This window comes from Amycolatopsis sp. VC5-11, assembly GCF_037034185.1.
GTDB classification, from domain to species: domain Bacteria; phylum Actinomycetota; class Actinomycetes; order Mycobacteriales; family Pseudonocardiaceae; genus Amycolatopsis; species Amycolatopsis nivea.
Genome location: NZ_JBAGKF010000008.1, coordinates 346,414 through 372,629, shown reverse-complemented (window position 1 = coordinate 372,629; position 26,216 = coordinate 346,414). Strand labels below are relative to the sequence as shown.

Here is a 26,216-nt window from a genome sequence, read left to right as displayed (position 1 = left end):
GGCGATGACCCAGAACCTGCGGAACCTGCTCGACCAGCGCGTCGTCGTGCTCGACGGGGCCTGGGGCACGATGCTGCAGGGGGCCGGTCTCGCTCCCGAGGACTACCGGGCGGACTGGCTCGAGGGCCACGAGAAGGACGTCACCGGCGACCCGGACCTGCTGAACCTCACGCGGCCGGACGTCGTGCTCGACGTGCACCGCCAGTACCTCGCCGCGGGCGCGGACATCACCACCACCAACACGTTCACCGCCACCAGCATCGGCCAGGCCGACTACGGCCTCCAGGACCGGGTGCGCGAGATGAACCTGCGCGCCGCGGAACTCGCGCGCCAGGCCGCCGACGAGTTCGGCGACCGCTTCGTGGCCGGGTCGATCGGCCCGCTCAACGTCACGCTGTCGCTGTCGCCGCGCGTCGAGGACCCGGCGTTCCGCGCGGTCACCTACGAAGAGGTCAAGGCCTCCTACGCCGAGCAGATCAAGGCGCTCGCCGACGGCGGCGTCGACCTGCTGATGATCGAGACCATCTTCGACACCCTCAACTGCAAGGCCGCGATCACCGCGGCCCGCGAGGTCGCGCCGCACCTGCCGCTGTGGATCTCGGTGACCATCGTCGACCTGTCCGGGCGCACGCTGTCCGGCCAGACCGTCGAGGCGTTCTGGACCTCCGTCGCGCACGCGCGCCCGATGGTCGTCGGCGTCAACTGTTCGCTCGGCGCCGCGGAAATGCGCCCGCACGTGGAGGAACTGTCGAAGCTCGCCGACACCTACACCGCGTGCCACCCGAACGCGGGCCTGCCCAACGCGTTCGGCGGCTACGACCAGACGCCCGAGGAAACCGGCGGCATGCTCGGCGAGTTCGCCGGGGCCGGGATGGTCAACATCGTCGGCGGCTGCTGCGGCACCTCGCCCGCGCACATCGCGAAGATCGCCGAGGCCGTCAAGGGCCTGCCGCCGCGTCCGGTGCCCGCGCACGAGTCGAGCACGCGGTTCTCCGGCCTCGAGCCGTTCAAGATCGGCGCGGACACCGGGTTCGTGATGATCGGCGAGCGCACGAACGTCACCGGCTCGGCGAAGTTCCGCAGGCTGATCGAGGCGGGCGACCACCAGGCGGCGGTCGACGTCGCGCTGGAGCAGGTCCGCGGCGGCGCGAACCTGCTCGACGTCAACTTCGACGCCGACCTGCTCGAATCCGAGCAGGAGATGACGACGTTCCTCAACCTCATCGCCACCGAGCCCGAGGTCGCGCGCATCCCGGTGATGATCGACAGCTCGCGCTGGAGCGTGCTGGAGGCCGGGCTCCGCTGCGTGCAGGGCAAGGGCGTGGTCAACTCGATCAGCCTCAAGGAGGGCGAGGGCCCGTTCCTGGAGCAGGCGCGGCGCATCCACGACTACGGCGCCGGCGTCGTGGTGATGGCCTTCGACGAGAAGGGCCAGGCCGACACGGTCGAGCGCAAGGTCGAAATCTGTTCCCGCGCCTACGATCTGCTCACCCGCGAGGCCGGTTTCGCGGGCGAGGACATCATTTTCGACCCGAACGTGCTCGCCGTCGCCACCGGCATCAGCGAGCACAACGGCTACGCGAAGGCGTTCATCGAGGCGCTGCCGCTGATCAAGGAACGCTGTCCGGGCGCGCACACCTCCGGCGGCATCTCGAACCTGTCGTTCTCCTTCCGCGGCAACAACGTCGTGCGCGAGGCGATGCACTCGGCGTTCCTGTTCCACGCCGTGCGCGCCGGACTCGACATGGGCATCGTCAACGCCGGCCAGCTCGCGGTGTACGAGGACATCCCGAAGGACCTGCTGGAACTCGTCGAGGACGTCCTGTTCGACCGCCGCGAGGACGCCACCGACCGGCTCGTGGAGTTCGCCGAGACGGTCAAGGGCAGCGGGACCAAGCGCGTGGTCGACCTGTCCTGGCGGGAAAACCCGGTGGCGGAACGGCTTTCGCACGCGCTGGTGCACGGCATCGTGGACTTCATCGAGGACGACACCGAGGAGGCCCGGCAGGAGTTCGACCGGCCGCTCGAGGTCATCGAGGGCCCGCTGATGGACGGCATGAAGATCGTCGGCGACCTGTTCGGCTCCGGGAAGATGTTCCTGCCGCAGGTCGTGAAGAGCGCGCGGGTGATGAAGCGGTCGGTGGCCTATCTCGAGCCGTACATGGAGGCGGAGAAGGCCAAACTGCAGGCAGAGGGCCGCTTCGAGACCACCCGCGGGCAGGGCAAGGTCGTGCTCGCCACGGTGAAGGGCGACGTGCACGACATCGGCAAGAACATCGTCGGCGTCGTGCTGGGCTGCAACAACTACGAGGTGATCGACCTCGGCGTGATGGTGCCCGCGGCGCAGATCCTCGACACCGCGGTCGCCGAGCACGCCGACGTCGTCGGGCTGTCCGGGCTGATCACGCCGTCGCTGGACGAGATGGTGTCGGTCGCGCAGGAAATGCAGCGGCGCGGGCTGAAGCTGCCGCTGCTGATCGGCGGCGCGACCACGTCGAAGCAGCACACCGCGGTCAAGATCGCCCCGGCGTACGACCACACGACGGTGCACGTGCTCGACGCGTCGCGAGTGGTCGGCGTGGTGTCCGACCTGCTCGACACCGACCGCGCGGACGCGCTGGACACCGCCAACCGCGCGGAGCAGCAGCGGCTGCGGATCCAGCACGAAAACCGGCACTCGACGCCGATGCTCACTCTTCAGCAAGCCCGCGCCAACGCCGAGACGGTATCGTTCGACGAGATCCCGACGCCGGAGTTCACCGGGGTGCGCGTGGTCGAGCCGTCGATTCCCGAGCTGCGCGAGATGATCGACTGGCAGTTCCTGTTCCTGGCCTGGGAACTCAAGGGCAAGTACCCGGCGATCCTCGACCAGCCGGTCGCGCGCGAGCTGTTCGACGACGCGAACCAGCTGCTGGACGAGATCATCGAGAACGGCTCGTTCACCGCGCGCGGCGCGTACGCGTTCTGGCCCGCGCATTCCGAGGGCGACGACATCCTGCTCGACGGCGAGTACTCGGACTGGAAGTTCCCGATGCTGCGCCAGCAGACGCAGAAGCCGGATGGCCGCGCGAACCGGTGCCTGGCCGACTACATCGCCCCCGCCGGTTTCGGCGACCATCTGGGCGGGTTCGCGGTCGGGATCCACGGCGCGGAGGACCTGGCGGCCCGCTATGAAGCCGAACACGACGACTACCGGGCGATCATGGTGAAGGCGCTGGCCGACCGGCTGGCCGAGGCGTTCGCCGAGTACCTGCACCTGGAAGCCCGCCGCCGCTGGTTCGAGCCGGACGTGCAGCCGGACCTGGCGGACCTGCACGCGGAACGCTTCCGCGGCATCCGCCCGGCGCTCGGCTACCCGGCGAGCCCGGACCACAGCGAGAAGAAGGACCTGTTCGAGCTGCTGGGCGCCGACGAGCTGGGGATCGGGCTGACCGAGTCGTACGCGATGACCCCGGCCGCCGCGGTGAGCGGGCTGATCTTCGCGCACCCGGAATCGCGGTACTTCACGGTCGGCCGCCTGGGCCGCGACCAGATGGAAGACTACGCGGCCCGGCGCGGCGAGGAACTGTCCGAAGTGGAGCGGTGGCTGCGGCCCAATCTGGCTTACTGAGCCGCGTTTCGCCGTGGCCCTTGGGTGACGGGCGTCGAGGTGCGTGAGGGGATCTGATTCGCTCAGGGTTCCCCTCACGGCATCTCTGAAAGCGGCCGTTCCCGGAGATGCTTCAGGACAGCAGTTCGGCGAGCCGCTCGGTGTCGCGCAGGTACTGCTCGTACGGAAAGCCCGCCTTCAGCAAGGCCTCCCGGAACTCGTCCCGGAGCGGTTTCCCGGTGTCGTGGAAGGCTCTGCGGCCCGCGTCGGTGAGCGTGACCAGCCGTCGTCGGGCGTGGTCGGGGTCTTGGCGCACCTGGACGAGCCCGGCTGATTCCAGCGGGCGCAGCGCGCGGCTGATCGCCGGGTCGGACACCGACATCGCCTGCGCGAGCTGATGCTGTGTCGCGGGTTCGATGTCGTCCACTGTGCCCAGCAGGCGCAGCTGGCTGTAGGTCAGCCCGGCTGAGTCGTCCGCGCGTTTCCGCGCGGCTTCGCCCAGCAGGTACACCACTCGATGAAGCGCTTCGGCAAGTCCGTCGTCCACGGGAGCGAGCCTACCAGGAGTGTTGACGAGTTAATATTAACTATGCAAGACTCATCGGCATGGAGATCCCTTACGTCGCGCAGACCCTGTTCCCCCTGATCTGGCCGCTGATCGCGGTCGCCGGCGCGCTGATCCGCACCCGGAAGAGCCCTTCGCCGCAGGCCAGGCTCGAGACCTGGCAGCGGTGGTGGGCCGTCGCCGCGCTCGGCTGCGGCAGCCTCTGGATGGTCTTGGCCTTCCTCGGCATGCCGGGCGTGATGGCCGACACGATCGGATTCGCCCGCTCGCCGTTCCAGTTCGAGATCGCGTTCGCCAACCTCGGGCTCGCAGTGATGGGCTTCCGCGCCGCCTCGTCGTCGGCCACCGCCCGGGAACGGATCACCGTCGGCCTCGGCGCCGGGATGTTCCTGTGGGGCGCGCTGATCGGCCACGTGTACCAGTGGTTCGCCAACGGCGACCACGCGCCGGGCAACACCGGCGGCGTCCTGGTCTGCGACCTGCTGTTCCCGGCGGTGCTGATCGTCCTCGCGGTCCGCTCGAAGCGACTGGTTGCGGCTGTCGAAAAGCCCGCGCTGGTCTAGCCGACCTGCACGTCGTGGCCACTGGGTTTAGTTTCGACGCCGTGGCAAGACTCAGTGTGGTCCGATTCGGACTGGTCGCGGGACTGGTCGTGCTCGCGGCCGGCGCGGCAGTGCTCAGCGCGACGGTGTCGCCCTGGTGGTGGTTCCTGGCAGGACCGTTGCTGCTGCTCGCGGCGACCGGGGTGTACGACGTGATCCAGCGGCGGCATTCGGTGCTGCGGAACTATCCGGTGCTCGGGCACCTGCGGTTCCTGCTCGAAAGCATCCGGCCGGAATTGCAGCAGTACTTTGTGGAACGCAACTTCGACGGCCGCCCCTACGACCGCGACGTCCGGTCCATTGTCTACCAGCGCGCCAAGGGCACGGCCGCGGAAGAACCATTCGGCACCGAGCGCGACGTATACGCCGAGGGATACGAATTCCTCGTCCCGTCTCTCGCGCCGGTGCCGGTTCCGGATCACGCGCCGCGAGTCCGGGTCGGCGGGCCGGACTGTACGAAGCCGTACGAGATGGCGTTGCTGAATGTGTCCGCGATGAGCTTCGGTTCCTTGTCCAGCAACGCGATCCTCGCGTTGAACCAAGGTGCCGCCCGCGGTGGTTTCGCCCATGACACCGGCGAAGGCGGCTTGTCGGAGTATCACCTGCGGGGCGGCGGTGACCTGATCTGGGAAATCGGCACTGGCTACTTCGGCTGCCGAACCTCGGACGGAGATTTCGACCCGTCGACCTTCGCCGACAAAGCCGCACACGACGCGGTGAAATGCGTTTCTCTGAAACTTTCGCAAGGCGCAAAGCCCGGGATGGGCGGTGTCCTGCCGGGCACCAAGGTGAATGCGGAAATCGCCCGGGTGCGCGAGGTTCCCATAGGAGAAACGGTCGTTTCCCCGCCATATCACCGGGTATTCTCGACTCCTCGTGAACTGGTGCAGTTCATCGCCCGGATGCGCGAGTTGGCCGGTGGGAAACCGGCCGGGTTCAAGCTGTGCGTCGGTTCGCGGGTGCAGGTGCTGGCGGTGTGCAAGGCGATGCTGGCCGAAGGGGTCACGCCGGACTTCATCGTGGTCGACGGTGCTGAAGGCGGTACCGGGGCCGCCCCGCTGGAGTTCGCGGATCACCTTGGCACGCCGCTCACCGAGGGGCTGCACATTGTCCACAATGCACTGGTCGGCACCGGCCTGCGGGACCGCATCCGGCTCGGGGCGAGCGGAAAGGTCGCGACCGGCGCGGACGTGGTGAAGCGGCTGATCCAGGGCGCGGACTACACGAACGCCGCGCGGGCGATGATGTTCGCGGTGGGATGCATCCAGTCGCAGCGATGCCACACGAACAAATGCCCGGTCGGGGTGGCGACGCAGGACCCGCGCCGGGGACGGGCGCTGGACGTGGGCGACAAGACCGAGCGAGTGCGGCGATACCAGGAGGCGACGGTCGCCTCGGCGATGCGCATCATGGCGGCGATGGGGGTCTCGGACCCGGCGGAGCTGTCGCCGCGATTGCTGCGCCGCCGGGTGGATCCGCGGACGGTGCTGTCCTACGCGGAGTGGTACGACTGGCTGGAGCCTGGGCAGTTGCTGGCGGAGCCGCCTCGCGACTGGGCGGAGGAATGGGCGGCGGCGGATCCGGATCGGTTCGCTTGAGGGCGGGGGCGTTGCTGGGCGGCGGTTGATCTGGACCGGTTCTCTTGAGTGCAGGGCGCGGCTGGACGGGGAACTGGGCTGGACGTTCGCCAGAGGGGGGAGTGCTGCTGGGCGGGCGCTGATCCGGACCGGTTCCCTTGAGCGCAGGGCGCGACTGGGCGGCGGCTGATCCAGATCGGTTCTCTTGGACGCAGGGCGCTGCTGGGCGTGGGACTGGGCGGCGGCTGATCCGGACGTTCGCCTGAGGACGGAAGTGCCGCTCGGCAGCTGATCTGGCCTGGTTGCGGGCGGGTCGTGCGACGGATATTCGCCGGGTGATCGACGGTGAGGCGGGCACCTGGTCGGCCGAGGCCCCTTGCTCTTCTCCGGTTGTCTTTGGTGCCCCAATGCGGCATTGGGTGCGTCTGACGCACCGAACGCCACATTGGGTGCGTGGAACGCACCCAATGTGGCGTTGGGGCCATCTCTGCCGCGTGGTTTGCGGCGGGGTCGCGGTAGCGGCGCTTGCCAGGGCGATGCGGAGCACCGGCTGGCGAGCCGGGCTGCGCGGCTCCGCTCGGTGGAGGTCCGTGAGGGCCACCCTGAGGGAATCAGATTCCGTGAGGGTGGCCCTCACGGACGTCGGCAACGCGCGCCGGGTCCGTCGGCTGGGGCGGGAACTTCGGCCCACCGCGGAGAAAACCCCATGGGGGACATGCCGGGCGAAGGGCCGTTGCCGAGCCGGGGGCAGTCGGGTGAGGAGTTTGCCGGGCTGAGGCCGGTCGGGGGAAGGGTCGTTGCTGAGCTGGGGCAGTTGGGCGAGGAGTTTGCCGGGCTGAGGCCGGTCGGGGGAAGGGTCGTTGCTGAGCTGGGGCAGTTGGGCGAGGAGTTTGCCGGGCTGAGGCCGGTCGGGTGAAGAGCCACCCCATGCGGCCAGCTCCGCATCGCCGCATCCAGCCCATCCCAGGGCCGACGTGCCATTCCCCGCGACTGGCCCCCGCCGGGCCCGCCGATGGGGGAGTGCGGGCGGGGCCGGGCGGAGGGAACGTAGTGCCCCCGTCCGGTGGTCCACTGGCGATTCGTCCTCCGATCGGGCACGATCGGTGATCGTGGCTTCGGGAGACGAGCAGGACGCGGGAGACCTCGAGGTATCCGTCCGGTGGCGGGGGCCGGCCGCGGTGGTGACCGTGGGCGGGGAGATCGATTTGGTCACCGCGCCCGAGCTCGGCGAGTTCGTGGGCGGGGTGCTCGAACGCGAGCCTGGCGTGCTGGTGGTCGACCTGCGCGCGGTCGATTTTCTCAGCTCGTCCGGGCTGCAGGTCCTGGCGGGCGCGCATCGCAAGCTCGACGCGGGCGCGCTGCGGGTCGTGAGCACGTCTTCGATCACCTCGCGGCCGTTCACGACCACCGGCCTCGACGAGTGGATCTCGCTGTTCCCCTCGGTCGACCAGGCGCTGGCCGGGGTCGCCGGAGCGGGCGGCTGACCATGGACGTGCAGGAGGACACCCGCGCGCTGAGCTGCCACGGGATCGTGGCCGAACCGGGGGCGCTGCGGGCGCTGCGGCACCGGTTGCTGGCTTGGGCGCTGGAGTCCGGCATCCCGGACGATCGCGCGCACGACATCGTGCTCGCCGGGTACGAGGCGCTGGCGAACGTCGCGGACCACGCCTATCCGGGGGAACCGGGGCTGGTGGATCTCGACGCGGTGTGCCGGCCGGACAGCGTCGAGGTCGTGATCGCCGACCACGGCGAGTGGCGTCCGCCGGACGAGGCCGAGGACGATCCGGTGTCGGTGCGCGGGCGCGGGTTGCTGCTTGTGCAGGCGACGGCGGACCAAGCGGACGTGCGGACCGGCGCGGACGGCACGGTGGTCACGCTCGGCTGGAAGCTCTGACGGACCCAGTTCGCCGGTCGATGGGTCCGCTTTGGAGGGCGGTCGGCACCGGCGACGCTGGCGGCTGAGGGCCGGTTCAGTAAGGACGACCGCTTCCGAAGTCAGCTCACCGGTTCGGCCGCGCGGCGGCGCAGCAGGTATCGCTGCACCTTCCCGCTCGGATTGCGCGGCAGGTCCGGGATGAACTCCACCCGTCGCGGGTATTTGTACGGCGCGGCAAGGGATTTCGCGAAGTCCTGGAGTTCCTTCACCTTCGCGTCGTCGCCGGGGACGCCCTCGTTGAGGACCACGTAAGCCGCGACGATCGAGCCGCGCGCGTCGTCCGGGGCGGCGACGACCGCGCATTCCAGCACATCCGGGTGGCGCAGCAGCACTTCTTCCACCTCGGGCCCGGCGATGTTGTAGCCGGACGAGACGATCATGTCGTCGCTGCGGGCGCGGTAGTGGAAGTAGCCGTCGGAGTCGCGGACGTACGTGTCGCCGGTGAGGTTCCAGCCGTCCTCGACGAAGACGGTCTGCCGGTCGTCGGCGAGGTAGCGGCAGCCGGTCGGGCCTTGGACGGCCAGGCGGCCGGGGGTGCCGTCGGGGACGGGGTTTCCGTTGTCGTCGACGATCTGTGCGCGGTAGCCGGGGACGACGCGGCCGGTCGCGCCGGGACGGGCGTCCTCGTCGGCGGCGGAGATGAAGACGTGCAGCATTTCGGTGCTGCCGATGCCGTCGATGAGCCAGTGGCCGGTGGCCTCGTGGAAGTCGGTCGCGACGGATTCCGGCAGCGCCTCGCCCGCCGACACCGCGCGGCGCAAGCCGGACAGCAGCGGGCGGCGGTCGGAGGCCAGGATCGCGCGGTACGCGGTGGGCGCGGTGAACAGGACCGTCACGTGATGCTCGGCGACGAGGTTGGCGAGTTCGGTCGGGGTGGCGCGCTCGATGAGCAGCGTCGCGGCGCCGGCGTGCAGCGGGAAGACCAGCAGGCCGCCGAGGCCGAACGTGAACGCCAGCGGGGGAGTGCCGCAGAACAGGTCGGTTTCCCGGGGTTTGACCAGGTGCCGGGAGAACGTGTCGGCGATGGCGAGCAGGTCGCGGTGGAAGTGCATGGTCGCCTTGGGACGGCCGGTGGTGCCGGAGGTGAAGGCGAGGAGAGCGACGTCGTCCGCGGCGGTGTCGACGTCCTCGAAGGTCGCGGGACGGGCGGCGCAGCGGGCGGCCAGGTCGTCGGGGCTGTCGCCGCCGTAGGGCACCAGGGGGAGGTCGAAGGACTGCAGTTCCTCGGGATACCGGTGGTCGCACAGGGCGATGACGGGCGTGCTCGCTTCGATGATCTTCGACAGTTCGTGCGCGCGCAGCATCGGCATGGTGGCGACGGCGACCGCGCCCGCCTTCAGCACGCCCAGCCAGCACGCGGCGAGCCACGGGGTGTTCGGCCCGCGCAGAAGCACGCGGTTCCCAGGTACGACGCCTTGCGCGGTGAGCTCGTGGGCGATCTGGTTGGCGCGCGTCAGCAGGTCGCCGTAGGACCAGGATTCGGTGGGGGAGAGCAACGCGGGACGGTCGGCTCCCCAGCGCGCGATCGTGTCGTCGAGCAGTCGCGTGGCCGCGTTGAGCCGGTCGGGGTACTGCAGTTCGGGCAGGTCGAACCACAACCGCGGCCACTGCTCGAACGGCGGGAGGTGGTCCCGGCAGAACGTGTCGACATGCGCACTCGGCTGGAGCTGCACCACGTGCCCCCAATTCAGACGACGGCCATTCACGCGTCCAGCTACTGTAATACGTTTTACGACCGTCAGGAAGACGCAACATCGGACGGCGCTCGCGGGGGCACGGAGCGCAGTCGGGACAGGGTTGGCGGGCTGAGCCGTCGGTGCGGCCGCCGTGGTGGGTGCGGGCTTCGTGCCGGAGTGCGGCGGACCGTGCCGCGCCGATCAGGAGCGGAGCCGCTCGCAGGGGCATGGAGCGCAGTCGGGATGGGGTTGGCGGGCTGAGCCCGCGGTGCGGCCACCGTGGAGGGTGCGGGCTTGGTGCCGGGGTGCGGCGGATCGCGCCGATCAGGAACCGAGCCGCTTGCGGGGGCATGGAGCGCAGTCGGGTGGGGTTGGCGGGCTGAGCCGTCGGTGCGGCCACCGTGGTGGGTGCGGGCTTGGTGCCGGAGTGCGGCGGGCCGTGCCGCGCCGGTCAGGAACCGAGCCGCTCGCGGAACTTGGCGATGGGCTTGCGGAGGAGGAAGTCGAAGTCCTCGGCGGTCGTGTCGAGCGCGGCGAGGACGCGTTCGAGCCGCTCGAGGTGGTCCGGGCGGGCGTGCCAGTGCGACGGCGGGATGCGCAGTGTCGACGCGAGCAGATCGCCGGGGTAGAGGTCGCCTTCGCAGAGGGGGTCGTGCTCCAGCATCGCCAGCGCGCGCGGCAGGAGGATCGGCGCGCCGACGTCCTGGCCGAGCAGGAGGCGGAGGTCTTCGGCCGTGAGCAGGGCGATGGGCTTGCGCCGCAAGCGATGCACGGTCTCGATTAGCCTGGTCGCGTTGGCGGGAGGGTCGCCCCAGTCGGCGTTTTCGATCTGCTCCAGCGACTGGGCGGACCGGTCGGGTCGTCGGGACAGGGGTGATCACCTCGTTCCGGGGACGAGTTTCGGAGAGCCGCTGACGGTCCGCGGGAGGCCCGTGCGGGGAAACCGCGAGCGAGTCAGGGTTCCCCGCATGGCAAAGCCCCAGCGGCTCAGGCGTGCGCGTCCAGGTAGGCCGGGTCCGGGGGCGGGATCGGGACGTCCGGCTGTCCGGCCAGCAGCTGGTTCATCGCGGCGAAGTACGGCGGCGCGGCGACCGTGCCGCCGAAGGCGCCGTGGCCGCAGTTGCCCAGGTGGACTGGGGTGCCGGGGCAGATTTCCTGTGGGTGGGGGCCGTCGGCGAAGACCATGGACGACACGGCGTAGTGGTCGACTCCGCCGACGAACGCGACGGATTCGCTTTCCTGCGTGGTTCCGGTCTTGCCGATGTCCGGGTGGGTCCAGCCCGCCGACTGGGCCGCGCGGGCGGACGTGCCGATGGTGGTGTCCTGGCTCAGCCCCGCCTCCAGCGTGTTCGCGACGCCGGGCGGGATCACCTGTTCGCATGCCTGCTGGTGCAGCGCGACCGGCTGGCCGTGGCGGTCGGTGACGGACAGGATCGGGTCGGGCGGGCACCACATCCCGCCGCTCATCAGGGTGGCCGAGACGTTCGCCATCTCCAGCGGGCTCACCGGGCTGTTGCCGAGGGTGAACGACAGCAGGTTCTGGAAATACTGCGACTGCGGTTCGTTGTACTGCGGGTTCTTCGACCGCGCGTCCGACGGGTCGGTGATCGGCTTGCTGCCCGCGTCGTTGGTCGCCATGGTGTTGCGCAGGCCCAGTTTCCGCGCCATGTCCAGCACCGCGGGCATGCCCACCTGCGATTCCAAGCCGACGAACGCGACGTTCGGCGACGTCGCGAGCCCGGCGGCCAGCGTGATCGGGTTCGGGTAGCTCGTGCCGTCGTTGCTCACCGGATAGCAGTGCGTGTACCGGTTCATGTTGGGCGGGTTGAAACAGTCGCTGAACGGGTTCGGCAGCGGCGTGTTCAGGCCCGCCTTCCCGGCGACCATCGCCGCGGCCGAGGTGAAGATCTTGAACGACGAGCCCGCGCCGAACTTGTTGCTCGCGTCGGCCACGATGTTCGTGGACGTCTCGCCCTGGTCGGGATCGGTGCCGTAGTTGCGGTTCGCGACCATCGCGAGCACCTGGTGCCCGTCGCCGCCGGGCTGCACGACCGCGAACGTGTTGGCGACCCCGTCCTGCGTGGTCGGCACGTTCGCGTTGACCGCGTCCTTCGTCACCTGGCTCACGTGCGGGTCCATGGTGGTCTTCACGGTGTATCCGCCGGTGTCGATCTGGTCGACGGTGAGCCCGGACTGCACGAGATAACGGACCGCGTACGCGCAGAAGAACCCGGCATCGGGAGCTGCGCCGAGGCACGTGCTCGCCGGCGCCTGCGGCCGCGAACCGCTGAGGCCCAGCGGGGTGGCCTTCGCGGTCGCCCCGTAGGACGCCGGGATCGAATGCGCCTGCACCATCGAATCGATCACCAGATTGCGCCGTTGGAGCGCCTTGTCCGGATGCGTGTACGGGTTGTAGATGTTGGGGTTGTTCACCATCCCGGCGAGCAGCGCCGCCTGCGGCACGGTCAGTTTGTCCGCAGTCGTCCCGAAATACGCCTGCGCGGCGGCGCCGACGCCGTACACCGTGCCGGTGTATTCGACCACGTTCAGGTAGTCGGCGAGGATGTCGTCCTTGGACACGGTCTGCGCCAGCTGCACCGCCATCTTCGCCTCGCGCAGCTTGCGTGCCAGCGAATCCTCCTGATCTCGTTGCTGCGCCGCCTTGTCGTTGCGGTCCACGACGTTCACGAGGTAGTTCTTCACGTATTGCTGCGTGAGCGTGGACGCGCCTTGCAGGTTCCCGCCGGAACTGTTGTGCACCGCGGCGCGCAGCATGCCCTGCGGGTCGACGCCGCCCTCGCTGTAGAACCGGCGGTCTTCGATGTCGACGATCGCGGCTTTCATCGCCGGGGAGATCTGCGCCGGAGTGACCGGAATGCGGTACTGCGAGTACAAAGTCGCGATCGTCCCGCCGTTCCGGTCGGTGACCGTGGTGACGAGCGGCGGCTCCGCGTGCACGAGATCGGCGGAGATGGCGTCGACCGAATCGCTGACCTGGTTGGACAGCACGCCGGCGCCGATCGCGACCGGGGCGAGCGTGCCCGCGACGAGAATCCCGGCCAGCACGCACAATCCGAGGAACGGGGCTATCCCCCTGCGACGAGACACGGTTCCCAACCTATGCCTGTCCCGGTGAGAAACCGGTGTGCGGACGAGGGTGTTTCATCGAGCCAACCTTCCCAGCAGAGCCGAAGCGACCGCGATCGCCAGCGCGGTCGCACCCACTAAGACGCCGAAGTCGGCCCAGAGGTTCTCCGGGGTGCCGATCAATAATCCCCGCAAGGCGTCGACAAGGTAGCTGAGCGGGTTCGCGTGGCTCAGCACCTTGAGCCAGGACGGCATGAGGTTCACCGGATAGAGCGCGTTGGACCCGAAAAACAGCGGCATCGTGATCGCCTGGCCGATGCCCATCAGCCGTTCGCGGGAAAGCACCAAACCGGCGATAACGATGGAAAGACAGCAGAAAAAGGCCGAACCGAGCACAACGGCCACGGCGGCGCCCAGGAGCCGCAACGGGTTCGCGGTCAGCCCGACGCCGAGCAGTGCGGCGAGAATCACCACGATGAACGCCTGCACGAGGGCGCGCACCCCGGCGGCGAAAGCCTTGCCCGCCACCAGCGCCGCGCGCGGCGTGGGCGTGACGAGCAGCTTCGCGAGGACGCCCGCGTCGCGCTCCCAGATGATCTGGATGCCGTAGAAGATGGAGATGAACAATGCGGACTGGGCCAGGATGCCGGGCGCGAGATAGTCGAGATAGGGCACCGAACCGGTCGGGATCGCGCGCAACCGGGTGAACGTTTCGCCGAAGATGAGCAGCCACAGCGCGGGCTGGATCGCCCGGGTGAGCAATTCGGTCTGGTCCCGGCGGAGTTTCTGCAGTTCCACCAGGCACATCGCGCCGATCCGGGAGAACAGGACGCGCAACTGCCCCAGCGGGCCGGGGTCAGCCGAGACGGCGGGCGGTGCGGCGAGCGGCGCGGACATCGCGAATCCCTCCTGCGTCGAGCGCGTTCCCGGTGACGGTCCGGAACACGTCGTCCAAAGTGGACTGCGGGCCGAGCCCGGCTTCGAGGTCGGCCGGGGTGCCGAGCGCGCGGATCTTGCCGGTGTGCATCAGCGCTACGCGGTCGCAGTACTGCTCGGCTTCGTCCATGTAATGGGTGGTGACGAGCACGGTCATCCCAGTGTGGGCGCGGATCTCGGAAATCCGCTCCCAGACCGCTGAGCGCGCCACTGGGTCGAGGCCGATGGTCGGCTCGTCGAGGATCAGCAGCCGGGGCGAGCTGACCAGCGCCTGCGCGAGTTCCAGCCGGCGGATCATGCCGCCGGAGTACCGGCCGGCCGGGCGGTCCGCGTCGTTGTTCTCAAGGCCGACCAGCTCCAGCGCCTCCCGCACCTGGGCGGCGCGTTGGGCTCGCGGCACGTCGAAGAGCCGGGCGAACAGCGACACGTTCTCGCGGCCGGTGAGCGCGCCGTCGGCGGAAAGCTGTTGGGGGACATAGCCGATCAGGCGGCGGACGGCCATCCGGCGGCGGGCGACGTCGAGCCCGAAGACGGTGATGCGGTCCGGCGAGACGGGCAAAAGCGTCGTGATCATCCGGATCGTGGTGGTTTTCCCGGCTCCGTTCGGGCCGAGCAGGCCGAAGACCTCGCCGGGCTCGATGGCGAGATCCACGCCGTCGACCGCGACGGTGGTCCCGAAGGAGTGCCGCACTTCGGTGCAGCGGACTGCCGGTTCGCTCACGTGTCCTCCTTGAGCACTTCGGTGAGCCGTTCGAGGGCGGGCAGTGCGGCGACGATCGCCGAAGTGTCCTCTTCGGACAGTTGAGCGAGCGCGGCGGAAACCAGGCCTGTTCGCGTACGCCGCCAGGTCGCCATCCGGTCCTGGGCCGCGTCGGTGAGCTGCAGTCGCGCGGCCCGGCGGTCGGCCGGATCGACCTCGCGCCGCAGCAAGCCCGCCTCGGTGAGCACGTTCACGAGCGTGCTCACCGAATTCCCGGCCAGGCTGAGCTCCCGGGCCGCCGCCGCGACGCCGATGCCCGGGTTCCGGTGCACGACCCGCAGCAGTTCCACCTGCGAGCCCGGCAGATGCGGGCCGGGCAGTTCGGCCCGCACGCGGCGGCGCACGACACGGCGTACGCCCAGCACCGCGGCGAGAACGCGTTCGGCGAGGTCGATCCGGGGTGCGGGCATGCCTCGAAGTTAGCTCTGAGTCAGAGTCATTAGCAACGCTAAATGTCTCGTTCGCCGGAAGCCTGCTGGTTTATCCCTGATGAAGCAGCAACGCGACGCCCAGCGCGGTCATGGTCGCCGCGATCACGCCGTCCAGGATCCGCCAGGCGGTGGGACGCGCGAAGACGTCGGACAGCCTTCGCGCGCCGAGCCCGAGCGTGCTGAACCAGACCGCGCTCGCGACCACCGCGCCGATGCCGAACAGCCAGCGGCTGTCGCCGTGTCCGGCCGCGACGGAGCCGAGGAGGAGGACGGTGTCGAGATAGACGTGCGGGTTGAGCCAGGTGAGCGCGAGGCAGGTGAGGAGGACGCGCTTCGGCGAAGACAGGTCGGCCGGGGTGACGGCCAGCGTGCCCGGCCGGAAAGCCCGGCGCGCGGCGAGGATCCCGTATCCCACCAGGAAAAGCCCGCCGACGATCGCGATCGCCTTGATCGCCGACGGCCACCGCTGCAGCACCGCCCCGATCCCGCTCACCCCGGCGGCGATGAGGACCGCGTCGGACAGCGTGCAGACGAGGATCACCGGCACGACGAGACCGCCGCGCAATCCTTGGCGGAGCACGAAAGCGTTCTGCGCGCCGATGGCGACGATGAGGGACATGCCGGTGCCGAACCCGGCGCTGAGCGCTGCGATCACCCTGCCGACGGTAGAAGCGGTCGTCCGCATTATTCCAGGTAAAGATTCTGAACTAAGATAAGCGTTCGTGATGTCCGATCTTCCGCTCGACCAGGTCCGCACTCTGCTCGCGGTGGTGGACGAGCAGTCGTTCGACCGGGCCGCCGCCGTCCTGCACGTGACTCCGCCCGCGGTGAGCCAGCGGGTCAAGGCGCTGGAGCAGCGGATCGGCCGGGTGCTCGTGCTGCGGTCGAAACCCGTGCGGCTCACCGAATCCGGCGAGGTGCTGGTGCGGTTCGCCCGGCAGCTGACCCGGCTCGAATCCGACACCCGCGCGGAACTGGGCCTCGGCGGAGCCGGCCAGCCGACGACGCTGCCGATCGCGGTCAACGCGGACTCGCTGGCCACCTGGTTCCTGCCCGCGCTCGAAGAGGTCCCCGCCGAACCGCCGGTCTCGTTCGACCTGCGCAGCGACGACCAGGACCACACGGCCGCCCTGCTGCGCGAGGGCTTGGTGATGGCCGCGATCACCGCGACGCCGCAACCGGTGCAGGGGTGCACCGTCCGCCGCCTCGGCACGATGCGGTACCGGGCGGTGGCGTCGGCGGAGTTCGTGCGCCGCTGGCTGGACGGCGGCTCGCTCGCGGAGCGGCTGCCCGCCGCGCCGGTGGTGGTGTTCGATCGGAAAGACGATTTGCAGGACCGGTTCCTGCGCCGCCTGACCCGGCGCAAGCTCTCGGGCCGCGTCCGGCACTGCATCCCGGCGTCGGTGTCCTTTGTGGACGCGGTGGCGGCCGGGCTCGGCTGGGGGATGGTGCCGGAACTGCAGCTGTCCGGACGGGAACTGGTGGATCTCGCGCCGGACCGGGCGGTCGACGTGGCGTTGCACTGGCAGCAGTGGAAGCTGGACTCGCCGTCGCTGGCCGCGGTGGCGGAGGCGGTGGGGAGGGCGGCTGGGCGCGCGTTGGGGCCGTAGGGCCTACCCCTGCGCGATCGGCCAAAGGTCGTCGTTGAGAAGCCGCTTCACGATCTTCCCGGTCGCGTTCCTCGGAAGCTCCGGCACGAAGTACACATCGCGCGGCACAGCGAACCTCGCGAGCCGCTGGTGGATGTAGTGCCGGACGTCCTCCGCGTGCATGCGAGCGCCGCGGCGGAGCACGACGTACGCGGCCAGCCGCTGGCCGAACTCGTCGTCCGGGACGCCGACCACGGCCGCGTCCGAGACGCCCGGCAGTGCGGCCAGCGCTTCCTCGACCGGGCGCGGGAACACGTTCTCCCCGCCGGACACGATCATCTCGTCGGCCCGGCCGGTGACGAACAGCCGTCCGGACGCGTCCTGGTAGCCGACGTCGCCGGTGGCCATCAGGTCGTGCGCGCGGGGGACGCTGGAACCGTTGGTGTAGCCGTCGAACAGCATGTCGTTGGCGACGAAGATCTGGCCCTCGTCGCCGGGCGGGACCGGGCGGCGGTCGTCGTCGAGGATCGCGACCTGGGTGCCGGGCGGGCAGCGGCCCGCGGACGTCGGCGCGGCGCGCAGGTCGGCCGGGTCGGCGATGCTCGCCCAGGACACCTCGGTGGAGCCGTAGAAGTTGTAGAGGACGTCGCCGAAGGTGTCCATGAACGACGTCACGAACGCGCCCGGCATCGCCGATCCGCTGCTCGCCACGATCCGCAGCGACGACAGGTCGTACCGGTTGCGCACGCGTTCGGGCAGGTCGAGGATGCGCTGCAGCATGATCGGGACCGCGAACAGCGCGTCGCAGCGGTGCTCGGCGATCGTGCGCAGCGTCTGCTCCGCGTCGAACCGGCGGATCAGCGACAGCTCCGCCCGCAGCGCCATGCCGAGCTGCATCGCGGCCAGCCCCCAGCTGTGGAACAGCGGGGCGGCCACGGCGATCTTGTCCCGTGCCCGCAAGGGGATTCGCGACAAAACGGTCGCCGACGTGCTCACGCCCTTCGGCGTCGGACGGCGCGCGCCCTTGGGGGCTCCGGTGGTGCCGGAGGTCAGCACGACTATCCGGCCCTCGTGTTCGCTCGGCTTCGGCCGGGTCGTCGGGGCGTCCTGGAGCAGTTCGTCGAGCGTGCGGTAGCCCTGGTCGGCGTCGTCCCACGTGCTCACGCGCGGGAATTCGCCGGGCACCGACGCGATGATCGGCGCGAACTCGTCGTCGGCGAGCACCGCGGCGGGCGGGTGCTGCGTGAGCACCTCCTCGACGGCGGCGGGGGAGAGACCGGTGTTGAGCAGGACGACGTCGGCGCCGAGTTTGCTGCAGCCGACGAACGCCTCGATCATCGCCGCGTGGTTGCGGCACATCAGCGCGACCCGCGAACCGGGCTTCACGTCGAGCGCGGCCAGCGCGTTGGCCAGCTGGTTGCTGCGTTCGTCGATCTCGCCGAACGTGCGCGTGTTGCGCTCGTCGTGCACCGCGACGTCATCGGCCCCGCGCGCGGTCGCGGCGAGGTATCCGCCGGCCAGGGTCGCGCCCCAGCGCGCGAGGGAACTGAGCTGCTTGACCATCTTGTCCGGCCGTCCCGCGGCCAGCACGCCCGCTCGGACCAGCGTGTTCGCCGTGCGCAGGGCGGTGGCGGGCTCCTGCTCCGGCGGGTCGCCCGGCAGCCCGGACAGCTGCTGCCCGATCCGCTTCGCCAGCTGTTTGAGCAGGCCTTTCGCCGTGCCTCGGGCGAGCAGGTCGGAGTGTTCCGGGGGCAGCGACGGGAGCATCATCCGCAGCACGATCTCGGTGCCGCCGCGCGGGACCGGCCGCAGTTCGACCGACACCCAGGTCCGCTCGTCCGGCAGCCCGCACCAGACGACGTGCTCGCCCGGGCGGTACACCGCCGCGTGAATCGTGCCCTCGACCATGGTGTGCCGGTCCGGGGCCAGCCGGATCAGGCAGTGCGGCCCGCGCCCGCGCTCGGCCGGAACGGTGACCTCGCACCAGCTGATCGCCGGGACGAACCTCGGGTACAGCTCCGGACTGCCGACTATCTGCCACACCTGTTCGGGCGAGTGCCCGACCACCGCACTCGCCTCGACTACATCGTCTCGCATCGCGATCCGCCTCGCCGCCGCACGCGTGTGGGCTCCCCGGTCCTTCCCGGACGCGTGTTCAGGTTGCGGGGACGCTACCAGGCACGAGACGCCCGGGGTACTCCGAAAGGCCCAAAATCCAACTGGGTGGGAATTTTCTTGCGGAGCGTGCCCGAGGGTGACGGGCGCGACCCGGCGACGTCCGGCACGCCGGACATAATGGGCCGGGTGGAGCAACTGGTCGAGGAATACGGACCCAGCTGGGATCCGGGCCCGTACGAACGGGGCACCGACGGACCGCGCGTGATCCTGGTCGGCGCGGACACTTCGCCGACCGGGCTGCGGGCGACGGCCTACGGCGGCGGCCTCGCGCGGAGGCAGCGCGCGCGGCTGGTCGTGGTGTACGTGGCCGCGCCGACGGTGTGGACCGGCCTCGCCGCGGCCGCGGTCGTCGACGTGCAGCAGCAGACCTTCGAGGAAGAGATCGAGCAGCTGCGCGCGGAACTGCGCGACCGGGCGGCCGACCTGCAGGTGCCGGTCACGTTCGTGGTCCGCCGCGGCGAGACCTTCCCCGAACTGCGTCAGGCCGCGCAGGAGGTGAACGCGGACATGGTCGTGGTCGGCGCCTCCGAACAGGGCGGGCACCGGCTCGTCGGTTCGGTCGGCAACCGGCTGGTGCGCGCCGCGACCTGGCCCGTCGTCGTGGTGCCGTGAGCGACTTCGAGGACACTGTCGCGCGGCTGCGCGCCGCCGGGTGCGTGTTCGCCGAGGACGAGGCCCGGCTTCTGCTGGGCCAATCGGGCGACCTGGCCGGGATGGTCGAGCGGAGGGTCGCCGGGGAACCGCTGGAGTACATCCTCGGCTGGGCGGAATTCGTCGGCCGCCGGTTCGTTGTCGCGCCGGGCGTCTTCGTGCCCCGGCACCGCACGGAACTGCTCGTGCGGCTGGCCGCCGGGTTCGCGCGGGAGCAGTCGGTGGTGCTCGATCTGTGCTGCGGCTCCGGTGCACTGGGCGCAACGGTCGCGGCCGAGGTGCCCGGGATCGAGCTGCACGCGGCGGACGTCGAGCCCGCCGCGGTGGACTGTGCGCGGCAGAACGTGCCTGGTGAGGTCTACCAAGGCGATCTCTACGCCCCGCTTCCGCGGCGGTTGCGCGGCCGGGTGGACGTGCTGATCGCGAACGTCCCGTATGTCCCGACCGACGACGTGGCGCTCATGCCGCCCGAGGCGCGCGACCACGAACCCCGTGTCGCGCTCGACGGGGGAGCCGACGGTCTCGACGTGCTCCGTCGCGTCGTCGCCGAGGCTCCGGAGTGGCTGGTGCCGGGCGGGCACGTGCTTTTCGAGGCCAGCGAACGCCAAGCCGACGCCGCGACGGCCGAACTGCGGCGGGCGGGGCTGGTCGCGTGGGTGGAAGAAGAGGACGAACTCGGCGCGACCGTCGTGGTAGGACGGCGCGAACACTGAGCGGCGAACCGGATTCGCCCGCTTTCCGTACTGCGTGCGTCCGGGGCGGACGTCTAGGGTCGACCCATGAAGGTCGGCCTGCTCACCCGGGAGTACCCGCCGGACGTGTACGGGGGAGCGGGGGTGCACGTCGAGTTCCTCGCGCGGGAACTGCGGTCGCTGGTCGACCTTGACGTGCACTGCTGGGGCCCCGACCGCCCGGACGGCGCGCACGGGCACCGCGACGCGCACGGGTACGCCCAGCCCGCGTTCGCCACCATGGACATCGCGGTCTCGATGGCCGACGCCCTCGCCGGGCACGATCTCGCGCACAGTCATACCTGGTACGCGAACCTCGGCGGCCATCTCGCGAAGCTCGCGCACGGCATCCCGCACGTCATCACCGCGCATTCGCTCGAACCGCTGCGGCCGTGGAAGGCCGAGCAGCTCGGCGGCGGCTACCGGGTGTCGTCGTGGATCGAACGCGACGCGTACGAGGCGGCGGACGCGATCATCGCGGTCAGCTCCGGCATGCGGCGCGACGTGCTCGCCGCGTACCCGAACGTCGATCCGGCGCGGGTGCACGTGGTGCGCAACGGCATCGACACCGAGCTGTACCAACCCGATCCGGGCACCGATGTGCTGGAGAAACACGGGATCGATCCGAACCGGCCTTACGCGTTGTTCGTCGGGCGGATCACGCGGCAGAAGGGCGTGCCGCATCTCGTGCGCGCCGGGGCCGCGCTGGACGAAGACGTGCAGCTGATCCTGTGCGCGGGCGGTGCGGACACGCCGGAGCTGGACGCGGAGTTCCGCGGGCTTGTCTCTGAACTCCAGGAGAACCGGTCCGGCGTGCACTGGATTCCGGAGATGCTGCCGCGCACCGAGGTCGTCCAGCTGCTGACGCACGCGCTGGTGTTCGTGTGCCCGTCGGTGTACGAGCCGCTCGGCATCGTGAACCTGGAAGCGATGGCGTGCGGCACCGCGGTGGTGGCCAGCGACGTCGGCGGCATCCCGGAGGTGGTCGCGGACGGCGAGACCGGTGTGCTGGTGCATTACGACGAGAACGAGCCCGGCGCTTTCGAGGCCGGGCTTGCGCGCGGGATCAACGACCTGGCCGCGGATCGTGACCGCGCCACCCGGCTGGGCCTCGCCGGACGGGACCGCGCGGTGGGAGAGTTCGGCTGGGCAGCGATCGCCGCCGCGACGGTCGGGGTTTACGAGGCGTGCGGGAGGGTTTCGTGATCGACGGATCCGATGTGCTGGGAATCGTCCTCGCCGGCGGCGAGGGCAAACGGCTGATGCCGCTGACCACCGACCGCGCGAAACCCGCGGTCCCGTTCGGCGGCGTGCACCGGCTGGTCGACTTCGTGCTTTCCAATCTGGTGCACGGCGGGATCCGCCGGATCTGCGTGCTGACGCAGTACAAATCGCATTCGCTGGACCGGCATATCTCGACGACCTGGCGGCTGTCGTCGCTGACCGGCGAGTACGTCACGCCGGTGCCCGCCCAGCAGCGGCTCGGCCCGCGCTGGTTCCAGGGCAGCGCGGACGCGATCCACCAGAGCCTCAACCTCGTGCACGACGAATCGCCCGCGTACATCGCGGTGTTCGGCGCGGACAACATCTACCGGATGGACCCGCGCCAGATGATCGACGCGCACATCGCGTCCGGCGCGGGCGTGACGGTCGCCGGGATTCGCGTGCCGCGCGCGGAGGCCCGGTCGTTCGGCGTGATCAGCACCGAGGACGGGACGAAGATCGACGCGTTCCTGGAGAAACCCGAGGACCCGCCCGGCCTGCCGGATTCGCCGGACGAATCGTATGTGTCGATGGGCAATTACGTCTTCACGACGCAGGTGATGCTCGACGCGCTGCACGCGGACGCCAAGAACCCGGCGTCCAAACACGACATGGGCCGCGACATCATCCCGGCGCTGGTGGAAAAATCCGAGGCGGCGGTTTACGACTTCAACGGCAACGTGGTGCCGGGCGAAACAAGCCGGGACCACGGTTACTGGCGCGACGTCGGAACGATCGACAGCTATTACGACGCGCACACGGACCTGATCTCGACGCAGCCGATTTTCAACCTGTACAACCGGAAATGGCCGATCCTGGCCCATCCCGGCCAGCGCGCGGCGGCGAAGTTCGTGGAAGGCGGCACGGCGACCCAGTCGATCGTCAGCAACGGCTGCATCATTTCCGGCGCACAAGTGGTGGATTCGGTGCTGTCGCCGGATGTTTTCGTCGAGAACGGCGCGGTCGTGCAGGGCTCGGTGCTGCTGGACGGCGCCCGGGTCGGCCGCGGCGCGGTGGTGCGGCGCGCGATCCTGGACAAGAACGTCGTCGTCCCGCCCGGTGCGCACATCGGGGTGGACCTGGCGCGGGATCGCGGCCATTACCACGTGAGCGATTTCGGGATTGTCGTGCTGGGCAAGGGAGAAACCGCGATCTAGGGCCGGAGACCTGACGAGAGGGGTTCTCGCAGTACCTGCATCACCAGGATCTCCCAGATGTCGGAAGGGCCTGCCTAATCTGTGGGCAGTTCCCCGCTGAACGCGGGGAAAGCAATGGCCTGGATGATGTTTACTGAGGAGCATTTGCGGTGCAGAAGCGCTTGCTGGGACAGCAACTCGAAGTTTCGGCCCTGGGACTGGGCTGCATGGGCATGAGTTTCTTCTACGGCGAGCCCCCGGGCCGCGCCGAGATGACGAAACTGCTGCGGGCGGCCGCGGACCGAGGCGTGACTTTCTTCGACACCGCCGAAGTCTATGGTCCTTTCACCAATGAAGAACTGGTCGGTCAGGCGCTGGCTCCGGTGCGCGACCAGGTGGTGATCGCCACCAAGTTCGGCATCCGGCACGGCGAACACGGACCGAGCCCGATGTCGGGCCTCGACAGCCGCCCGGAGCAGATCCGCCGGGTGACCGAGGCGTCGCTCACGCGTCTTCGCACCGATTGCATCGACCTGCTCTACCAACACCGCGTCGATCCCCAGGTGCCCATTGAAGACGTGGCGGGCGCGGTAAAAGAGCTGATTTCCGAAGGCAAGGTCAAGCACTTCGGTTTGTCGGAGGCGGGCGCGGCGACAATCACCCGTGCTCACGCCGTGCAGCCGGTAACGGCGCTGCAAAGCGAATACTCGTTGTGGACGCGCGAGCACGAAGTCGAGATCATTCCGACCTTGGAGAAGCTGGGCATCGGCCTGGTTCCATACAGTCCGCTCGGGAAAGGCTTTCTGACCGGCAAAATGGATGATCGCACACCTCTGGCCGACAACGACCTTCGCCGCTCCCTGCCGCGCTTCACGCCCGAAGCACGACAGGCCAATCAGGCGCTGATCGAGTTGCTCCAGCAGATCGCCGGCGACAAGAAAGCCACCCCGGCCCAGATCGCTCTCGCTTGGGTGCTGGCGCAAAAGCCGTGGTTCGTGCCGATCCCCGGTACCACCAAACTGCACCGCCTCGAAGAAAACCTTGGCGCGCTCGACGTCGAGCTGACGCCCGGCGACCTGCAGCACATCGAGGAGGCCGCGGCGCAGATTCCCATTCGCGGCGAGCGCGTTCCCGAGCAGTTGAAATCGCTGTTCGGCCGCTGAGCGCGCGGGCCGAACCGGCCGACGGTCCTGCCGTGTCCGCCCCGCGCGGTGCCGGATCCGGTTCAGCTCAACGCGGCGAGGGCGCGCGCGATGACGTCGGAAGGGCTCGGCTGCCCGGCGATCTCCGCGCGCACCTCGGCCGCCGCCGTGGAGAACGCATCGTCCTCGAGCACCTGGCGCACCAGTTTCCGCATCGTCTCGACGTCCACAGCGGACGGATCATGGCTCAGCCCGACGCCACGCTCGACCACCCGCTCCGCCGACATCGGATTGTCCGCGAAACTCGGCAACACCACCTGCGGCACCCCGTAGAACAACGGCGCGGCGGTAGTCCCGGACCCGCCGTGGTGCACAATCGCGGAACACCCCGGCAAGAACGCCGAGAGCGGCAGATACCCCACCGACCGGACGTTCTCCGGAAGCTCGCCGAGTTCGCTCAGATCAGCGGTGCCCGCCGCGAGGACGACCTCGACGTCCATCCCGCCGAGCGCGTCCAGCACGACCTTCAAACTGCTGACCCCGGTCATCGCCGGGACCACCGTGCCCAGCGTGACCGCCACCCGCGGCCGTTCCGGCTTCCGCAGCGTCCACTCCGGCAGCACCGCCCCGCCGTTGTAGGGCACGAACTGCATCGGCCACCAAGGCGCGCCGTCGCGTTCGTCGACGTGATCCTCGTCCGCGCGCAGCCCACCCATGCTCGGTGCGCGCGGGTCGATCCGGGCGATGACGTTCGGCGGCGCGTCGCCGATGCCGAGCTTCTCGCGCATCAGCGCGACGAGTTCGCCGCTCAGGAAGTCGTCGTGTTCGGCGCGCCACGAGAGGTCCCTGGCCGACCACGAGATCCGGTTGCCGACCTCCAGCGCGGGCACGCCGAGCGCGACCGCGGTGAGCGCGCCGGCCCCGTGGTCGGACGGGTAGACGACCAGGTCCGCGCCGAACGCCCGGCCCGCTTCGATGGTGCCCTCGGTCATGGCGGCGGTGAAGAGCCCGAACGGACCCTGCGCCTGCCGCGCGAGCCGGTATTCCTCGGGTTCGTCCGCGTCCGGGGCGGAACCGTCCTTGACGTTCGCCAGCAGATCGGCCCAGATGTCGCGGCCGGGGAAGACGTCGGCGACCGGCAGCCCGGCGCGCGCGGACACCTCGGCGATCTCGGCGGTGGTGGCCAGCAGCACCTCGTGCCCGGCGGCGCGGGCGGCCCAGACGACCGGGATCAGCGGGAGGGTGAGCCCGTACCCGGGCGCGGTGGCGAACAAGATCTTCACCTCTTCGAGACTGCCAGAACCGTGACGCTCCCCGCATCCAGGTTTCTGTTCGGGCACACCGGTAACGCGCGGGGCGGCCGCCGCGACACATCCGCAGATCATCCTTCCCGGAAAGGCCCGGTCCCCATGCGAAAAGCCCGTGTCGCGGCATTGCTGACCCTGGTCGGCTTCGGCATCGCGATGTCCCCCGCCGTCGCCGCCGACGCCGGGCAGACCAGCACCTGGTGCACCAAGAAGGAGCAGGTCGCGATCCTCGGCACGTCGGCCGACACCGGCTACGGCACCACGGGCTACCAGTCCACTACGGACACTTACGCGCCGACCACGTACGGCTGGACCACGAAAATCGCCAACGACCTGCACGCCGAGTGGAACACCACCACGAAGAACTACGCGCACAACGGCGCGATGGCCACCGACTACCTCCCCGGCGGCCGCTGGCCCGACACGACCGGCGCGCTCGCCGACATCACCCAGCGCCAGCCCGACCTGGTGCTCATCGACCTCGGCGGCAACGAACTGATCTCGCAGACCGACCCGGCGGTGTTCAAGGCGAACCTCGGCAAGGTCATCGACAACATCCGCGCCGCGCGGCCCGGGGTCGACATCCTGCTGTCGATCTACGCCGAGCTGAAGTGGACGCCCAACCCGTGGGGCGGGCAGACGCAGAAGTACTTCTGGTCGCAGTACGCCTCGTCGATCTACGAGACGGCGGTCGCCAAGGGGACGGCGCTCGTCGACCTGCGGCAGTACATCCCGCCCGCGGGCTCGGCGAATCTGCCGAACCCGAGCCCGTGGCTGGCGGACAACGTGCACCTGAACGACGCGGGGAACCTCGCCGAGTACGGGATGTGGTGGGGCTGGACGTCGAGCTTGGGGAGCATTTGCTGAGCTTTCCGGCGGTTGGACGCTGAGGCGCGGGGCGGGTTTGCGGCTGATCGCGGCGCGGGCTTGAGGCCGGTCGCGTGCGGGCTGCGGACTTGCGCCCGGTCGCGGTGCGGGCTGAGGGCTTGCGGCCGGTCGCGGTGCGGGCTCGCGGTGGTGGCTCAAGGGAAACTCTCCGCCGAAGGTGACGGAGGCCGCT

The 26,216-nt window shown here is 69.8% G+C and carries 22 protein-coding genes; 12 read left to right on the top strand and 10 right to left on the bottom strand.

Annotation, left to right across the window (positions count from 1 at the left end):
- Positions 1-4: 4 nt before the first annotated feature.
- On the top strand, positions 5-3,610 hold the full coding sequence (gene metH / locus WA670_RS25345) for a methionine synthase (RefSeq protein ID WP_336159067.1): 3,606 nt from the start codon (positions 5-7) through the stop codon (positions 3,608-3,610).
- 112 nt (positions 3,611-3,722) lie between these two features.
- On the opposite strand, the gene WA670_RS25340 is transcribed toward metH, so the two are convergent.
- On the bottom strand, positions 3,723-4,136 hold the full coding sequence (locus tag WA670_RS25340; protein WP_037818764.1) for a MarR family winged helix-turn-helix transcriptional regulator: 414 nt from the start codon (positions 4,134-4,136) through the stop codon (positions 3,723-3,725).
- 59 nt (positions 4,137-4,195) lie between these two features.
- On the opposite strand from WA670_RS25340, the gene WA670_RS25335 reads away from it, so the two are divergent.
- The 4 genes from WA670_RS25335 (at position 4,196) to WA670_RS25320 (ending at position 8,227) form a co-directional block, all read left to right on the top strand.
- On the top strand, positions 4,196-4,717 hold the full coding sequence (locus tag WA670_RS25335; RefSeq protein ID WP_336159065.1) for a DUF6790 family protein: 522 nt from the start codon (positions 4,196-4,198) through the stop codon (positions 4,715-4,717).
- 41 nt (positions 4,718-4,758) lie between these two features.
- A complete protein-coding gene (locus WA670_RS25330; protein WP_336159063.1) occupies positions 4,759-6,354 on the top strand; it encodes an FMN-binding glutamate synthase family protein in 1,596 nt (531 codons plus the stop codon).
- A gap of 1,088 nt (positions 6,355-7,442) precedes the next feature.
- Positions 7,443-7,817 carry an STAS domain-containing protein gene (locus tag WA670_RS25325; protein WP_051729641.1) on the top strand — a complete coding sequence of 125 codons (375 nt, stop codon included), beginning with the start codon at positions 7,443-7,445 and terminating at the stop codon, positions 7,815-7,817.
- A gap of 2 nt (positions 7,818-7,819) precedes the next feature.
- The gene (locus WA670_RS25320; protein ID WP_037818767.1) at positions 7,820-8,227 is read left to right on the top strand and encodes an ATP-binding protein; all 408 of its coding nucleotides are present in this window, start codon (positions 7,820-7,822) and stop codon (positions 8,225-8,227) included.
- A 101-nt stretch (positions 8,228-8,328) separates the two neighbouring features.
- Here WA670_RS25320 and WA670_RS25315 read toward each other — a convergent pair whose 3' ends face one another.
- The 7 genes from WA670_RS25315 to WA670_RS25285 all read right to left on the bottom strand — a co-directional run bounded on the left by WA670_RS25315 (position 8,329) and on the right by WA670_RS25285 (position 15,814).
- The gene (locus WA670_RS25315; RefSeq protein ID WP_037818806.1) at positions 8,329-9,942 is read right to left on the bottom strand and encodes an AMP-binding protein; all 1,614 of its coding nucleotides are present in this window, start codon (positions 9,940-9,942) and stop codon (positions 8,329-8,331) included.
- Between the two features lie 454 nt (positions 9,943-10,396).
- Positions 10,397-10,774, bottom strand: coding sequence for a contact-dependent growth inhibition system immunity protein (locus WA670_RS25310; RefSeq protein ID WP_275294713.1), 378 nt, complete (start codon positions 10,772-10,774; stop codon positions 10,397-10,399).
- Positions 10,775-10,932: 158 nt separating this feature from the next.
- Positions 10,933-13,062: a transglycosylase domain-containing protein gene (locus WA670_RS25305; protein ID WP_238607242.1), complete on the bottom strand. Its 2,130-nt coding sequence runs from the start codon at positions 13,060-13,062 to the stop codon at positions 10,933-10,935.
- Between the two features lie 45 nt (positions 13,063-13,107).
- Complete coding sequence (locus WA670_RS25300; protein WP_134663478.1) at positions 13,108-13,929, bottom strand: ABC transporter permease; 822 nt, start codon at positions 13,927-13,929, stop codon at positions 13,108-13,110.
- The gene (locus WA670_RS25295; protein WP_336159062.1) at positions 13,889-14,689 is read right to left on the bottom strand and encodes an ABC transporter ATP-binding protein; all 801 of its coding nucleotides are present in this window, start codon (positions 14,687-14,689) and stop codon (positions 13,889-13,891) included. Before WA670_RS25295 ends, WA670_RS25300 begins: the two co-directional genes overlap by 41 nt.
- Positions 14,686-15,138, bottom strand: coding sequence for a MarR family winged helix-turn-helix transcriptional regulator (locus WA670_RS25290; RefSeq protein WP_134732919.1), 453 nt, complete (start codon positions 15,136-15,138; stop codon positions 14,686-14,688). Before WA670_RS25290 ends, WA670_RS25295 begins: the two co-directional genes overlap by 4 nt.
- Before the next feature lie 70 nt (positions 15,139-15,208).
- Complete coding sequence (locus tag WA670_RS25285; RefSeq protein WP_037818808.1) at positions 15,209-15,814, bottom strand: LysE/ArgO family amino acid transporter; 606 nt, start codon at positions 15,812-15,814, stop codon at positions 15,209-15,211.
- Positions 15,815-15,884: 70 nt separating this feature from the next.
- Between WA670_RS25285 and WA670_RS25280 the strand changes: the two genes are divergently transcribed.
- Positions 15,885-16,769 (top strand): LysR family transcriptional regulator ArgP, encoded by an 885-nt coding sequence (locus tag WA670_RS25280; RefSeq protein ID WP_037818775.1) that lies wholly within the window; start codon positions 15,885-15,887, stop codon positions 16,767-16,769.
- 3 nt (positions 16,770-16,772) lie between these two features.
- Here WA670_RS25280 and WA670_RS25275 read toward each other — a convergent pair whose 3' ends face one another.
- Positions 16,773-18,845, bottom strand: coding sequence for an AMP-binding protein (locus WA670_RS25275; protein WP_037818776.1), 2,073 nt, complete (start codon positions 18,843-18,845; stop codon positions 16,773-16,775).
- Positions 18,846-18,992: 147 nt separating this feature from the next.
- Here WA670_RS25275 and WA670_RS25270 point away from each other — a divergent pair, with 147 nt between their 5' ends.
- The 5 genes from WA670_RS25270 (at position 18,993) to WA670_RS25250 (ending at position 23,870) form a co-directional block, all read left to right on the top strand.
- Positions 18,993-19,538 carry a universal stress protein gene (locus tag WA670_RS25270; protein WP_336159061.1) on the top strand — a complete coding sequence of 182 codons (546 nt, stop codon included), beginning with the start codon at positions 18,993-18,995 and terminating at the stop codon, positions 19,536-19,538.
- Positions 19,535-20,290: a putative protein N(5)-glutamine methyltransferase gene (locus tag WA670_RS25265; RefSeq protein ID WP_037818777.1), complete on the top strand. Its 756-nt coding sequence runs from the start codon at positions 19,535-19,537 to the stop codon at positions 20,288-20,290. The genes WA670_RS25270 and WA670_RS25265 overlap by 4 nt, the downstream gene beginning before the upstream one ends.
- Positions 20,291-20,356: 66 nt before the next feature.
- Positions 20,357-21,514, top strand: a complete 1,158-nt coding sequence (glgA, locus tag WA670_RS25260) for a glycogen synthase (RefSeq protein ID WP_134732923.1) — start codon at positions 20,357-20,359, stop codon at positions 21,512-21,514.
- A complete protein-coding gene (gene glgC, locus WA670_RS25255; RefSeq protein ID WP_037818780.1) occupies positions 21,511-22,728 on the top strand; it encodes a glucose-1-phosphate adenylyltransferase in 1,218 nt (405 codons plus the stop codon). The genes glgA and glgC overlap by 4 nt, the downstream gene beginning before the upstream one ends.
- Before the next feature lie 149 nt (positions 22,729-22,877).
- A complete protein-coding gene (locus WA670_RS25250) occupies positions 22,878-23,870 on the top strand; it encodes an aldo/keto reductase (RefSeq protein WP_336159060.1) in 993 nt (330 codons plus the stop codon).
- 62 nt (positions 23,871-23,932) lie between these two features.
- Here WA670_RS25250 and WA670_RS25245 read toward each other — a convergent pair whose 3' ends face one another.
- Complete coding sequence (locus WA670_RS25245; protein WP_336159059.1) at positions 23,933-25,132, bottom strand: glycosyltransferase; 1,200 nt, start codon at positions 25,130-25,132, stop codon at positions 23,933-23,935.
- A gap of 126 nt (positions 25,133-25,258) precedes the next feature.
- On the opposite strand from WA670_RS25245, the gene WA670_RS25240 reads away from it, so the two are divergent.
- Entirely contained in the window at positions 25,259-26,023 is a 765-nt protein-coding gene (locus WA670_RS25240) for an SGNH/GDSL hydrolase family protein (RefSeq protein ID WP_037818783.1), read from the top strand.
- The last annotated feature ends 193 nt before the right edge of the window (positions 26,024-26,216 follow it).

What these genes read in the sequence shown, in the direction of transcription:
- metH (WP_336159067.1), top strand. Translation starts at nt 5, where the DNA reads ATGACCCAGAACCTGCGGAACCTGCTCGACCAGCGCGTCGTCGTGCTC.
- WA670_RS25335 (WP_336159065.1), top strand. Translation starts at nt 4,196, where the DNA reads ATGGAGATCCCTTACGTCGCGCAGACCCTGTTCCCCCTGATCTGGCCG.
- WA670_RS25320 (WP_037818767.1), top strand. Translation starts at nt 7,820, where the DNA reads ATGGACGTGCAGGAGGACACCCGCGCGCTGAGCTGCCACGGGATCGTG.
- WA670_RS25300 (WP_134663478.1), bottom strand. Translation starts at nt 13,929, where the DNA reads ATGTCCGCGCCGCTCGCCGCACCGCCCGCCGTCTCGGCTGACCCCGGC.
- WA670_RS25290 (WP_134732919.1), bottom strand. Translation starts at nt 15,138, where the DNA reads ATGCCCGCACCCCGGATCGACCTCGCCGAACGCGTTCTCGCCGCGGTG.
- WA670_RS25280 (WP_037818775.1), top strand. Translation starts at nt 15,885, where the DNA reads ATGTCCGATCTTCCGCTCGACCAGGTCCGCACTCTGCTCGCGGTGGTG.
- WA670_RS25275 (WP_037818776.1), bottom strand. Translation starts at nt 18,845, where the DNA reads ATGCGAGACGATGTAGTCGAGGCGAGTGCGGTGGTCGGGCACTCGCCC.
- glgA (WP_134732923.1), top strand. Translation starts at nt 20,357, where the DNA reads ATGAAGGTCGGCCTGCTCACCCGGGAGTACCCGCCGGACGTGTACGGG.
- WA670_RS25240 (WP_037818783.1), top strand. Translation starts at nt 25,259, where the DNA reads ATGCGAAAAGCCCGTGTCGCGGCATTGCTGACCCTGGTCGGCTTCGGC.